The sequence below is a fragment of the Anaerolineales bacterium genome, from assembly GCA_025808555.1.
GTDB lineage: Bacteria > Chloroflexota > Anaerolineae > Anaerolineales > UBA11579 > JAMCZK01.
Genome location: CP075526.1, coordinates 166,530 through 179,874 on the forward strand (window position 1 = coordinate 166,530; position 13,345 = coordinate 179,874).

At 60.1% G+C, this 13,345-nt stretch carries 9 protein-coding genes and 1 other RNA gene; 2 read left to right on the top strand and 8 right to left on the bottom strand.

Features of this window, described 5'->3' with window-relative positions; genetic code table 11:
- Window positions 1-192: 192 nt before the first annotated feature.
- Window positions 193-4,125: a DNA-directed RNA polymerase subunit beta gene (locus KIT08_00940; GenBank protein UYN89821.1), complete on the bottom strand. Its 3,933-nt coding sequence runs from the start codon at window positions 4,123-4,125 to the stop codon at window positions 193-195.
- A 188-nt stretch (window positions 4,126-4,313) separates the two neighbouring features.
- On the opposite strand from KIT08_00940, the gene rnpB reads away from it, so the two are divergent.
- An RNA gene (gene rnpB / locus KIT08_00945) (RNase P RNA component class A) lies at window positions 4,314-4,665 on the top strand.
- An 83-nt stretch (window positions 4,666-4,748) separates the two neighbouring features.
- Here the strand turns inward: rnpB and KIT08_00950 are convergent.
- The 7 genes from KIT08_00950 to KIT08_00980 all read right to left on the bottom strand — a co-directional run bounded on the left by KIT08_00950 (window position 4,749) and on the right by KIT08_00980 (window position 12,294).
- The gene (locus KIT08_00950) at window positions 4,749-5,012 is read right to left on the bottom strand and encodes an HPr family phosphocarrier protein (protein UYN89822.1); all 264 of its coding nucleotides are present in this window, start codon (window positions 5,010-5,012) and stop codon (window positions 4,749-4,751) included.
- Between the two features lie 71 nt (window positions 5,013-5,083).
- Window positions 5,084-5,809 (bottom strand): GntR family transcriptional regulator, encoded by a 726-nt coding sequence (locus KIT08_00955; protein UYN89823.1) that lies wholly within the window; start codon window positions 5,807-5,809, stop codon window positions 5,084-5,086.
- 44 nt (window positions 5,810-5,853) lie between these two features.
- Window positions 5,854-6,291, bottom strand: coding sequence for a fructose PTS transporter subunit IIA (locus tag KIT08_00960; protein ID UYN89824.1), 438 nt, complete (start codon window positions 6,289-6,291; stop codon window positions 5,854-5,856).
- A gap of 76 nt (window positions 6,292-6,367) precedes the next feature.
- On the bottom strand, window positions 6,368-7,411 hold the full coding sequence (locus tag KIT08_00965; protein UYN89825.1) for a PTS fructose transporter subunit IIC: 1,044 nt from the start codon (window positions 7,409-7,411) through the stop codon (window positions 6,368-6,370).
- Window positions 7,412-7,506: 95 nt separating this feature from the next.
- Window positions 7,507-7,839 carry a fructose PTS transporter subunit IIB gene (locus KIT08_00970; GenBank protein ID UYN89826.1) on the bottom strand — a complete coding sequence of 111 codons (333 nt, stop codon included), beginning with the start codon at window positions 7,837-7,839 and terminating at the stop codon, window positions 7,507-7,509.
- On the bottom strand, window positions 7,836-10,517 hold the full coding sequence (locus KIT08_00975) for a hypothetical protein (GenBank protein ID UYN89827.1): 2,682 nt from the start codon (window positions 10,515-10,517) through the stop codon (window positions 7,836-7,838). The genes KIT08_00970 and KIT08_00975 overlap by 4 nt, the downstream gene beginning before the upstream one ends.
- Window positions 10,510-12,294, bottom strand: coding sequence for a class I mannose-6-phosphate isomerase (locus KIT08_00980; protein UYN89828.1), 1,785 nt, complete (start codon window positions 12,292-12,294; stop codon window positions 10,510-10,512). The genes KIT08_00975 and KIT08_00980 overlap by 8 nt, the downstream gene beginning before the upstream one ends.
- A gap of 152 nt (window positions 12,295-12,446) precedes the next feature.
- Here KIT08_00980 and KIT08_00985 point away from each other — a divergent pair, with 152 nt between their 5' ends.
- Window positions 12,447-13,343: an NAD-binding protein gene (locus KIT08_00985; GenBank protein ID UYN89829.1), complete on the top strand. Its 897-nt coding sequence runs from the start codon at window positions 12,447-12,449 to the stop codon at window positions 13,341-13,343.
- Window positions 13,344-13,345 lie beyond the last annotated feature (2 nt).

Genomic DNA, 13,345 nt, shown 5'->3' on the forward strand with positions numbered 1-13,345 from the left:
TACTCTGTGACCCGGCAGCTTCGCTGCCCGCTCACAGAGTACGAGGCCACCGATGTTCGTGATGGCCTCGTTGTATTACTTGGCTCTGTTCCGCATTTGCATGCGGTATTCAGTTTCGCCGCCTGAAAGCGGGCACAAGGCCCATTTTCAATCGTACGCGAGGGCGGATTTTAACCGCACTCGTTACACCCGTCAAGGTGTTTTCTTCAGGTCTTCACCCAGGCCCAACAGGCCGGTGCCCAGGCGCGGCGGGCGAGCACGCTGCTCTTCCTTGCCGAACTTGATCACGCCGTCCTCGGTCTCAGCTTCCACCGAGAGGCCCAGGGACTGCAGTTCCTTGACTAACACACGGAACGAGGCCGGAATGCCCGGTTCCTCGATCGGCTCACCCTTGACGATGGCTTCGTAGGTCTTGACGCGGCCCACAACATCATCAGATTTGACCGTCAGCATCTCCTGCAAGGTGTAGGAGGCGCCATAGGCTTCCAGTGCCCACACTTCCATCTCACCGAAGCGCTGGCCGCCGAACTGAGCCTTACCACCCAGCGGCTGCTGGGTCACCAGGCTGTACGGGCCGGTGGAGCGGGCATGCACCTTGTCTTCCACCAGGTGATGCAGCTTGAGCATGTTCATCACGCCCACGGTCACCGGCTGGTCATACTGCTGGCCGGTCATGCCGTCACGCAGGGCCTGCTTGCCCAGGTACGGGATGGGCTTGTGGTGCTTCACCATGGCTTGCTGGGCCATGGCGCGCAGTTCGGTCTCATCCGCGTTCTTGCCGGGGTCATCTTCGCCCAGGCTTACCAGCCACAGGCGGGCGCAGGCATTCGCAGCCTTCTGGCCACGCTCTTTGCGCACATTCATGGAGATGTCGGCCTGCTCAAAAGCCAGCAGTTCTTCGGCGTTGTAGCCCTTTTCCTTCAGCCACTCACGCACCGCCGACTGGCGGGCGTAAGACGGGTCTTGTGCCAGGCGGTTGACACTGTACTCCTTGCCCAGCCACTGCTCCAGGTAAAGGTTACGCACTTCATTGTCATCTTCCAGAGACTCGGCGTCGTACTTGCCGTTCTGCTCAGCCAGCCAGGCCCAGGCACGTTCGCCGGTTTCCTTCCAAGCTTGGTCCACCAGCCAGGCACGTGCCAGCTCAGCTTCAATCTCGTTCTCGCTGGCGCCGTCAAACACGGGCACCAGGGCACGGAAGCCGAGGCGTTTGGCCGCCCAGCCTAGATGTGTCTCGAGGATCTGGCCGATGTTCATACGGCCGGGCACGCCCAGCGGGTTCAGGATGATGTCCACCGGAGTGCCATCTTCCAGGAAGGGCATATCCTCCACCGGCACCACCTTGGAAACCACACCCTTGTTGCCGTGGCGGCCAGACATCTTGTCGCCGGCCGTGATCTTGCGGCGCTGGGCCACGGAGACACGTACCATCTTCTCCACACCCGCGGACAGCTCAATGTTGTCCTCGCGGGAGAAGACCTGCACGTCTACCACCTTGCCGCGCTCACCGTGCGGCATGCGCAGCGAGGTGTCTTTCACATCGCGTGACTTCTCGCCGAAGATGGCGCGCAGCAGGCGCTCTTCCGGGGTCAGCTCCTTCTCGCCCTTGGGCGTGATCTTGCCCACCAGGATGTCGTTGGGGCCAACCTCGGCGCCAATGCGCACGATGCCATACTCGTCGAGGTCTTTCACGGCTTCCTCACCCACGTTGGGGATGTCGCGCGTGATCTCTTCGGGGCCGAGCTTGGTGTCGCGGGCCTCGAGTTCGTATTTCTCAATGTGGATCGAAGTGAAGCGGTCATCCTGCACCATCTTTTCGCTGATCAGGATGGCGTCTTCAAAGTTGCCACCCTCCCACGAGAGGAAGGCCACCACCGCGTTCTGGCCCAGGGCCAGCAACCCATCCACAGTCGAGGAGGAGTCGGCGATCACATCACCCTTCTTGACCCGCTGGCCTTTCAAAACAGCCGGGCGCTGGTCAATGCAGGTGCTCTGGTTGGAGCGCTGATACTTGCGCAGCTTGTAGGCGCGGTCTTTCTTGCTCTTGCTGCCCTTGATGACCACTTCGTCGCCACTCACGGAGACGACTTCGCCATCTTCCTCGGCCTGGATCACCTGGCCGGAGTCCTTGGCGGCGTGGCTCTCCATACCGGTCGAGACCAGCGGCACCTCAGGCACCAGCAGCGGCACGGCTTGCGACATCATGTTCGAGCCCATCAGGGCGCGGTTGGCGTCGTCGTGCTCCAGGAACGGGATGAGCGCAGCGCTGATACCCACTACCTGGTGAGGCGCCACGTCCATATAGTCAATTTCCTCCGGGCTGGCAAACATAAAGCCGGAGTGGTAACGGCAGGAGGCACGCTGGCGCACGAATTCGTTCTCGTCGCTCAACAGCGCATTCGCCTGCGCGATGTAGTAACGGTCTTCATCATCGGCCGAGAGGAAGGAGATCTCATCCGACACATACGGAACGATGAGCACTTCCTCCACATTGACCTTGGCAATATCCTTGGCCAGCTTCTCGTCAATGCGAGTGCCTTCCTTGGCAACTACGCGCTCGGTCTTGGGGTCCACCACGTCTTCGCGCAGCTTGCGGCCGATCAGACGCTTGTCGTCCGGCGCCAGCTTGCCCAGCACGCGGCGGTACGGGGTCTCCACGAAGCCATAGTCGTTCACACGCGCGAACGAGGCCAGGTTGCCGATCAGGCCGATGTTCGGGCCTTCGGGCGTCTCGATCGGGCAGATGCGCCCGTAGTGCGAGTGGTGCACGTCACGCACGTCGAAGCCGGCGCGCTCACGGCGCAAGCCGCCCGGGCCCAGGGCCGAGACGCGGCGCTTGTGGCGCAGCTCAGACAGCGGGTTGGTCTGGTCCATGAACTGCGAGAGCTGGCTTGAGCCATAGAACTCACGCAGCGCCGCCACCATCGGGCGGATGTTGATCAGGGTGATCGGCGAGAGCTGCTCCTGGTCACGGATGGACATGCGCTCTTTGATCACGCGCTCCATGCGGCGCATACCCACGCGCAGCTTGTTCTGGATCAGCTCGCCTACCGTCTTCAGGCGGCGGTTGCCCAGGTGGTCAATGTCGTCAGCCTTCTCGACGCCGTTGTTGATCAGGATCATGCGGCGGGCCAGGTTGACCAGGTCCCACTTGGTCATGGTGCGATGGTCCAGCGAGACGCGCTCCTTCTGGCCCAACTTTTGATTGAGCTTGTAGCGGCCCACGCGCTCCAGGTCATAGTGACGCTGGTCGAACAGCTGGGTCTCCAGGAACTCGGTGGCGTTGTCCAACGTGGCCGGGTCACCCGGGCGCATGCGCTTGAAGAACTCGATCAACGCGGCCTGTGCAATCGTCAGCTTGCCGTTGTTGGTGTCCCAATCCGGTTCCTGGTTCAGGGTCGCCTGAATGAACTGGCGGTCCTGGTTGGTGTCAATGTCGGCGAACAGCGCCAGAATTTCTTCGTCGGTGCCGTGCTTCAACGGCGAGGTGCGGTTGCCGTCGTCCACGGCGCACAGGGCGCGCAGCAGCACCGTGATGGGCACGGTGCGCTTGCGGTTGAATTTCAGCGTCAGGTAGTCGGCCTTGCGCGTCTCGAACTCCATCCACGCGCCGCGGTCAGGGATCAGCTTGGCGGTCGCCAGCGGGCGGTTGGTGGCGCGGTCCAGCGGGGCTTCAAAATACACACCCGGCGAGCGGATCAGCTGCGATACCACCACGCGCTCGGTACCGTTGATGATGAAGGTGCCCTTCTCGGTCATCTCCGGGAAGTCGCCCAGGAAAATATCCTGCTTGATCGGCTCAGGCACATCCGGCCCGGCCAGCAGCACGGAAATATACAGCGGGCTGGCATAGGTCAGGTCGCGCTCAATGCACTCCTCAATAGAGAACTTGGGCTCTTCGAACCAATACTTGAGGTCCCACTGCTTCGCTTCCGGCGTGCGGCTGGGGAAATATAAGCGCATGCCCTTGTTATAGGACTCAATGGGAGAGATCTCGTGGAACAGGTCGCCCAAGCCATCAGACTTAAGGCGGCGGAACGAGCTGAGCTGCACCTCAATAAGGTCGGGCAGTTTCAGCTGCGTGGACAGACGGGAATATGTTTTGGTGGGAAGAGCTTGCGCCATTCAGCGCCTCCTAGAATGATGTACAACGAAAAAAAGACCAGCCGCTCCTAAATTCACAAGGGGCGGCCAGCTTGCGACAGGTGATTATAGAGCATGCGGTCTAGAACTGTCAAGGTTAACTAAGGAAGAATGCGGCTTGCAAGCACAGTTTGACGCCACCCTACCCCGCACGGTATCATACCAGCTTCCAGGTTGGTCGGATGATCGCTGGGAGCTACGCCGCTTTGCGGCGTGGGTTCCTGGAGGAAAGTCCGCACTCCATAGGGCATGGCGCCGGGGAAACCCCGGGGCGGGGAAACCTGCCGGATTAGGGCCACAGAAATACACCACCGCGCAAGCGGCCAGGGTGAAATGGTGAGGTAAGAGCTCACCGGCGCGGCAGTAATGTCCGCGGCCAGGCAACCCCCGCCCGGAGCAAGGCCAAACAGAGGTGAGCAGCGGCCCGCTACGCTTGAGCCTCGGGTAGGCTGCACAGATAGATGATCATCCACGCCCGCTATGCGGGCGGGACAAAATGCGGCTTATAGACCAGCCTGGAAGCAATGCAGCTGCACCCCTCCCCGGGGGCAGCTGCATTGCTTTTAAGCTGGTCTACAGCCATCGTGGTGTTCTGCAGAGAACGGCTATTCGCCGAAATTGTTGCTCACCAACTCGCTGAGCGCGGCAAGCGCCGCCTCGGCGTCCTCGCCCTCCGCCGCCACCGTGATCACCGAGCCCTTGGTAACCGCCAGGGTCAGCAGCCCCAGCAGGCTCTTGGCGCTCACGCTCTTGCCGTCAAAGCTCACCGTGATCTCGGCCTGATGCTTCTGGGCCGTCTTTACAAACAATGTAGCCGGGCGGGCATGCAAGCCCACCTCGTTGGCTATCGTCAATTCAATGGAATTCATAGTCCGCTCTCCTCAGCGGGAGCCGTAGCACGCTCTCTGTTTTTCAAAAACTGGGTGGAGCTGCCAAGCGTTTAGTACTTGACGTAGTAGCGGTACTCTCGGCCCACGTAGTAACACGTGTTGTACTCAGTAAACAGCCGGTCGGTGCTGTGGCTGATCTTGACGCTCTTGAGCACCGGCTCAGACTCGGCAATGCGCAACTTCTGCGCCACTTCGGCCGGGGGCAGCATCGCCTCCAGATAATCCAGCGCGGATGTGAAAAAGATGCCGAACTGGCCCAGGTATTCGTAGAACGACTCGAAGTAGTCTTCAGGATTCGTGGAAAAATCACGCGTGAATGGGAAGGTGTTGATCGAGTAACCAATGATCACCCCACCCTCGATCGCCCGCACGCGCTTGAGCTGGATGATGCGGTGCCCCTCCGGAATGCTCAGGATGCCCGATTGGATCCTGTCCGCTTCCGTGACCGTCAGCTCCACATCGATCGTGATCGCCTTCTTGCCCAGGGCGTGCATCTCGTTCGTGAAGCTCTTGAGCACCGGGCGCTCTTCCAGGTTCTCCTGCCAGTCAGTGACAAAAGTGCCTTTGCCGCTCTGGCGCACCAGGTAGCCGGCATTCTCAAGTTCGTTGATGGCTTTGCGGATGGTGATGCGGCTGACCTTGTACTGCTCGCACAGTTCCATCTCGGTCAGGATCTGGTGACCAGGCTTCCAATGCCCAAACAAGATCTTATACCGCAGCTCTTCTTCGATCTGGCGGTACTTGGGCAGCGACGTTTTCGAGCTTTGGCTCTGCATAGGGTTGTCGTCAAACTGTGGAAACCGAATGCCCCACAAGCCCATTACGCCAGCAAGGCCTCGACAATTTCCTGCTTCGAAGGAGACTCTTCGATTAACTGCCTGATTTTATCATCAAGCAATTTCTTGGCCACATTGGCAAGGATCTTCAAATGCAGGTTGTCTGCATTGTCATCCGGCACGGCGATCCCGAACACCAGCCGGGCCTGCTCGTCCTCGTTCCAGGCGATCGGCGCCGCCAGGCGCACGAACACCAACCCAGACTCCCCTACTCCGGCCGAGCGCGCATGCGGGATTGCGATCAGGTTGCCGATGCCGGTCGGCACCATCGCCTCACGCTCGTACACATCCTTGATGTATTGCTCGCGGTCCTTTAGGCGGCCGGCGGCCTGCAGGATGTCGGCGATCTGAGCGATCACCGCCGCTTTGTCCGCCAAAGCCACATCCAGCGCCATCAGGTCCTGGGTGATGATGTCGTTCATGGTTCGAGCGCTCCGTTCACCCTCAGCCTGGCTGGCTGACAAATGCCAGCCAGCCAGGTCTCAAGGAGGGTGTACTCTACTTCTTCTTCTCTTCAGTAGCGTTGGGCAGCAGCATACCCATCATGACCGCCGCCACCAGGGTACCGATGGCGCCAAACAGCAAGTACAGCGGGACATTGTTCACCAGGGGGATCGTGAAAATGCCGCCGATGGGCGCGCTGAGGGTGATGCCGGTCAGGCCGGCCAAAGCACCGCCAACCGCCGCACCCGTCATGATGGAGGGCAGCACAACCTTGGGGTGAGCGATCACGAAGGGAATTGCGCCTTCAGCAATGAAGCTCAGACCCATGATGGTGGCCGCCTTGCCCGCATCACGCAGTTCCTCCGTGAACTTCTTGGGGAACAGGATGGTGGCCAGGGCGCAGCCACCGCTGATGGCGAAGGCCGCCGTGGCAATCGAGCCCATCGCTACCGAGGGAACCGCGCTACCATCCGCGCCGGTCAGGGTGGCTACCGAGAACAGGTAGGCCGCCTTGTTCACCGGGCCGCCCACATCGAACGCCGCCATGGCGCCCAGCACCGCACCCAGCACCGCCGCATTGCCGGTGCTCAGGTTCTGCAGGAAGCCGTTGACCGCGTTGTTGAGCGGGGCCACGAAGGCGTTGATGGCGATCATGCCCAGGGCCACCAGAATGGTGCCCACCACGGGGTAGATGATCAAGGTCTTGGCGCCTTCAAACGAGCGCGGCAAGCCCTTCAGGGCGCCCTTCAGCAGGTTGATGATCCAGCCCGCAAGGAACGCGCCGGCGATGGTGCCCAGGAAACCCGAGCCGCCATCGCGGGCCAACAGACCCACAACCACACCGGCCAGCAAGCCCGGGCGATCAGCGATGGAGTAGGCAATGTAACCGCCCAGGATGGGCAGCATCATGCCGATGGCCGTGGCGCCGGTGCTCAACAGCCAGGCCGAAACCGGGTTGCTGGCGCCGAAAGTCGCCGTGCCAGAGTTGGCCGCATCGAACAGGAAGGCGAACGAGATAAGCACGCCGCCGGCCACGATGAACGGGATGAAGTACGAAACACCCGACATCAAATGACGATATATAGCTTTACGATCCATGTCTTCTCCTTATAGAGCTGGCGTCTTTTGCGCCAGCCAAGCGAAACCTAAGCGTTAGATTGCTCCTCGGGATATCTCTTTTTTTATACAGCCTCCTATGGGTTATAAACTTCAGCTTTGCCGTCTACGATCTGTTGAATTACCTGCTCGCCACGATGAATGGCATCAGAGGATGACACAGTCAACACCGGCTTGCCGCGGAAGCGTTCCATTTCCACCATCGTGTCAACGGCTAACACAATGGCTTCGGCTTCCTCGATATCTTCTTCGGTCAGGCGGTTTTCAGTGCCGCCAGCCCCATTGGTCTCCATCTTCAAGTCATAGCCGTGCTTCTTGGCGAACTTGATCAGGGTTTCAGCTGCAATGTATGTGTGGGCAATGCCTGCCGGGCAGGCGGCCACGCCAACCAGCTTCTTCATCTCATTCATCCTTTCTTCTGGCTGATCACCAGGTTCAGCAATTCGCCGGCCTTGAACTCCTCAGCCAGCTTGTCTTGCGGGGCATGCGTCTCTTCCATCAAATCGGTCTTGGCGGTCACGCGCAGGTCGCTGCCCAAGCGCAACGCTCCGGCCTTCACCGGCTCAGCCTCGGCGTTGAACAAGCGCAGCACGTAGCCTTCGCCGCCGTCTGATTTGATCAGCGTGCCAAAGCTCACCCCGGGTTCGATCGAGCCAAAGGTGTAGTGCGCCGGCAGCGGCGGGTTCCATGGATTGATGGGGAAGTAACTAATAAGGAAGAAGGTCGGGTCGATCTTCTGCTTCTGGCTGTAGATCGGGTCTACCGAGAAGACCGCATATTCGCGGAATAGCTTGTTGCCATCCAGCTTGGCGGAGAAGCCAATGCCAAAGTCGAACTCCACCGTGCCCTGCATCTGGTGCGTGGGCGCCGGCAGCAGCCGTTCTGGCATGCCGCTGGGGCGGCCGGGGCGGCGACGACGGTCAGGCAGGCCCACGTAGCCCATGGCGCGCAGCACCGTCAGCATCAGGTCGCCAAAGCCGTCGCCCACGAACTCATATTCCTTCAGGCTGCGGGTGAACACGGTCAGCACGCCCTTGTCATCCTGCGTGGAGACATGGTTCAGCAGCGGGCCGGTGGCGCTGGGTTCTTCGAAGTATTTCTTTTCCTTCCAGATCGCCATTTCTTCGCGCACACACGGGCGCTCGATCAGGCTGTATTGCGCCCCAGCGTGGAAGCTTTCGATGCGCTTGCCGGTGCGGATGCCAATGCGCAAGCGGTGGTCTATGCTGCCGTTCACCACTTCGCCTTGCACCCGCAGGATGCCGCTGTCATCCAGGCTCAACTTCAGCCAGAACGGCAGTTTGTGGTCAGCGATCTTGTTCTTGCGCTGCTCCAGCGTGCTGGGGATCTTCATCTCGCCTTCAAAGTGCATCTCGGCGTGCAGCTCGGTCTGGATGCTGCTCTTGAAGTCAGCCGCGGTGATCTCACGCGTCACCAGCCACTCGTCCTCAGGGGCCGGATAGTCATAGTCGTAGCTGTCGCCCTCATCGCCGCCATCCTGGAAGAACAGGCTCTTCTGCACGGTCTGGCCGGTCAGCTTGTCCGTGATGGTGATGCCATCCGCGCCGCAGCTCACGCTCAGGTACTCGTTCTCAATTGTGTGCTTGTTCTGGGAAGGGGCTGCTTCGGGGGCTTTGTCGCCCTGCTCTACTACTGAGAGGGTCTTGTATGAAATACCGTCAAATTCACCAAGGTTACAAAGGATCTCCGTGCGGTAGAACCACACATCTTCATTCATATCTGCCGGGTTCTTGCGCACCACGCCCCAGTAATGCTTGACCTGCTCCAGCACGGTATACGGCAGGGTTTTGCCTTCAAGCTCCAGGGTGAAGCCCGGCCCACGCGTCACGATCGAAAGGCGCTGCACCAGCTCGCGCTTCCACGGCAGGCTGTTGACCACCACCAGCGGCATGCCGGGCAGCCCACTGTCATCCACCGAGAACGACAGCAGGCGGCACAAATAGTCCCGCGTGCCGCGCATGATGTTGTACGAGATGCTGGCCATATCCTTGATGGCTTTGTTGGTCACATCCCCATGCGTGGCCGAGCCGTGCGTCTGGCAGTTGACCAGCTTGTACCAGGTCTCGTCGATGATGCCCTGGTCATACGGAATACCCACCGCGTCCAGCAGCGCCATCATGGGCTGCACTTCATAAATGGCGCGCCGCTCGACCCGGTCGATCAGGGTCTTGATGTCTGAGCGGGCCGAATGCATGCCGTTCATGTGCAGGCGGTGGTACTGGGGAGAAAGGATCTCGCCCACGTGGGTCTTGAGGTCCTTGCCGTTCTTGCGCACATGCTCAAAGTATTCGGCCCAGGTGGTGTACTTGAACTCGATCCGGTCCTGAATGCTGTTGTAGTGCTTGATCTTTTCAGGGATGTCGAGCATGACAGGGTTCTGGTCAAAGCCCAGCGGGAAGACGAACTCGTTCTTGATCGTGCTGCGCTCTACCAAACGGTCGATCAGGCGGGCAACATCGATCTTGTTGTAATCCTCAGCCTCATTCGTGAACAGCTTGCCGTCACGGAAGGCGTGCGCCCCATATCCATAGCCAGACAGCAGCACATTGCACAGCACTTCGCTGCCATCGTTAGACTTGAAATAGAACTCATTGCCCAGCCCGTAAATGTCGCCCACTCCGCGCGTGAACACAAATTCCTTGATGCTGAATTGGTTGTAGATCTTGGGCATGTCGCTGGCCGCCCCAAATGGGTCAGCCAGATAGGCAATGCGGGAGGCCTTGCCGAGCTTCTTGGCATTCTTGATGCCCAGGCGCAGGTTGTTCACCACCGATTCGGCCGAGCTCATATACGTATCCAGCTGCGACACGAACGGCCCGATCACCAGCTTGTCGCTGCTCACCAGCCCGCGCACTTCCTCGGTGTCTTCGGGGTGCAGTTGCAGGTATTCGTCGATTGCCACGGTCTGGCCGTCGAAGAAAAAGTCCCGGATCTTGCCATCCCGGAAGGCGCGCAGCATCTCGCGCATGTTGTAGGCGAACACTACCATCGACTCCTGCGAGGTGAACCACCAGTACGGGTCCCAGTGGGTGTGGTGTATTCCGTGAGCGATCAACTTCTCAGCCATCGATCTTGTCCTCTCGTACAAATGCCTTGTGCAGCACCACCGGCTGCTTGCCTTGCGCCAGCACCTCGTAGCGCCCCAGGCTGGCCGGCACCAGAATGACGTCAAGATACTTGGCGTCGTAATACTTGCTGGGGTCCTCAAGGGATTGAATGCGGGCGGCTTCGCCATCCACAATGGTCAGCACGCAAAAGCCGTCACCGTTATCCCCTTCGTAGCGGCTGCCGGTTTCCATTTCTACCCGGTGGGTCTCAAAGTAGATCTCGTCATACTGCCCCACCAATAGCTCTTTCCAGCCCGGCCCTTCGGCAAACGGGCGCGGCTCAAAGGCGATGTTCTGCATCACCCAGTCTTCATCGCGCTCAAAGCGCAGCGCCTGCTCGGCCAGCTTGGTGTGCAACGGGCGCGGCTTACCGGTGATGTCCATGCGGGTGTAGTCGTAGATCTTGTAGGTATAAGCGCTCATCGTCATGGTACCTAGCTCCAGCACCAGTTGGTTGCGCCCGGAGCCGTGCACCGTGCCAGCTGGTAGCAGGATCTGCCGCCCCACGCTGGAGGGGATGCCATGAATGTACTTTTGATAGTCCACGATCGAGGCGTCCTTCTCAGACTGGCGCGCCAGGTCAAGGAACTCGTGCGGGTCCTTGTCCTTCTTGAAGCCGCAATAGGTCGCCGCACCGTGCCCGGTCAGCACTACGTAGTAGCCCTCATGCTGGGCGGCAAAATCGCCATATAGCTCGCGCGCCATTGCATCGTTCGGATGGCACTGGATCGACATGTTGCCGTTGCTGTGCCAGGTATCGTCATAGTTGAAGCGGATCGGCAGGTAACCGCCAAATTGCTTGAACATGTGCTTACCCACAATGCTCTCGGCCACCGCATCCATCATCGTCAGGAAAGGAATATCCAACAACTGCTCGCCGGCCTTGACCATGATGCTGGCCTCGGTATGAATTAGCTCGAACGACCAGGCCACCTTGTCCACCAGATGCTTGGGCACATTGCGATAACGCCGAAGGAACTGACCGCCCCACACGCCTTCCACATACACAGGCTTGGCGCGCAGCGGGCGGCCCTGCAGTTGCGCAAACACCGTTTGCAACTCCGCCTTGCCCATCATGCTGAACGACAGGCTGGAGTCCAACAGGTAATAATCGATCGCTTGGCTGGTGATCAATTCCTTACGCGTCTTCACCGCCAGCTCGTTGTCAATAAAGAAGGTCTGGCGCACGATACTGTCCAGATCGGCACCCGGCTTTGCACCGATGCACTGGTAGCGCCCGTCAAACACGCGCAGCCCCAGATCCTTCGGGGTCACATCAATATAGGCGATCGCCTTGGCCGCCGTGCGGAACATCGGCGCCGCGCTGCCAAAGCCGTACAGCAGGGTGGTCTTGTCCGCTGGCAGACCGCTCAAAAAGTTTTCGATGGCCTCCAGGTCAAACAAAGCTTCAAAGCCCTGGTCGAACAGCTTGCCAAAGATCAGTTCAGGATCCGTCTCGCGATCCATCGGCAGATACGGGGCAAGCAATGCCTGGATCTGCTCAGGGGAGCGATAGAATTGGGCTACATGGGTGGCAGCGATCTGCTGGCCCAGGTGGCCTACCAAACTGGCAAAGTTCGCCGAAGGGAAGCCATCCAGCACCACCAACCCCCTGGGAAGTTCGCCAGTCAGGGTGCGCGCAATTTCATCGATCGAGGTTTTGAGCCCAGCGATGGGAGCAACAGTGTTGATGGCCGTTAGATCATCGAATGGAATTGGTTTGTACGCGAAACCCATGTCCTGCTGCGCTCACCCCTGCACGCAAGCCTCCCGTGGTGATAATGTTATAACAATATACTATTACGAGCTCAAAAACCTGTCAAGGGTGAAAGGTGTAACCCTCGCCCTTGCACAGAATTTCAACTAGCAGCACAGAGGAGATTCCCAACATGGCAAACAAACCCACCCTCGGCTTCATCGGCCTCGGCCTCATGGGCAAACCCATGGCCGCCCACCTGCTGAAAGCCGGTTTCCCCCTCTGGGTGCACAACCGCAGCCAGGCCGCCGTGGACGAGCTCGTCGCCCAGGGCGCCCACAAGGCGGCTTCCGTCGCAGAAGTGGCCCAGCACGCCAGCATCATCCTCACCTGCCTGCCCGACTCGCCTGATGTCGAGGCCGCCGTGCTCGGCCCGGCTGGCATCCTCGAAGGCGCCCAGCCCGGCCTCATCGTCATCGATCATTCCACCATCAAGCCAGCCACCGCCCGCCACCTGGCCGCGGCCCTCGCCGAGCGCGGCATGCACTTCCTCGATGCGCCGGTCAGCGGCGGCCAGGTGGGCGCCCAGAACGGCACCCTCACCACCATGGTCGGCGGCGATGCTGCCGCCCTGGAAACGGCCCGCCCGGCCCTCGAAGCCTTCAGCAAAGCCATCACCCACATCGGCGGCCCGGGCGCCGGCCAGGTGGCCAAGTGCTGCAACCAGATGATGGTTGCAGCCCAGATGGCCGCCATGGCCGAGCTGCTCATCCTGGCCCGCAAAGCCGACGTCGACCCGCAGAAGGTCGTCGCCGCCATCCGCGGCGGCGCGGCGCAATGCTGGGCACTGGACAATAAGCCCCAGCTGCTTTTCGAGGGCAACCGCCAGCCCGGCTTCAAAGCCTATATGCAGGTCAAGGACATGGGCATCGTGATGGACACCGCCCGCGAACTTGGCATGCCACTGCCGGCCACCGCCGCCAACACACAACTCTTCAACGCCATGATGGCGCTCGGCATGCAAGACCTTGACAACTCCGCCATTGTAGGCGTGATGGAGCAGTTGGCGGGCGTAGAGTTGTTGGATTAAAA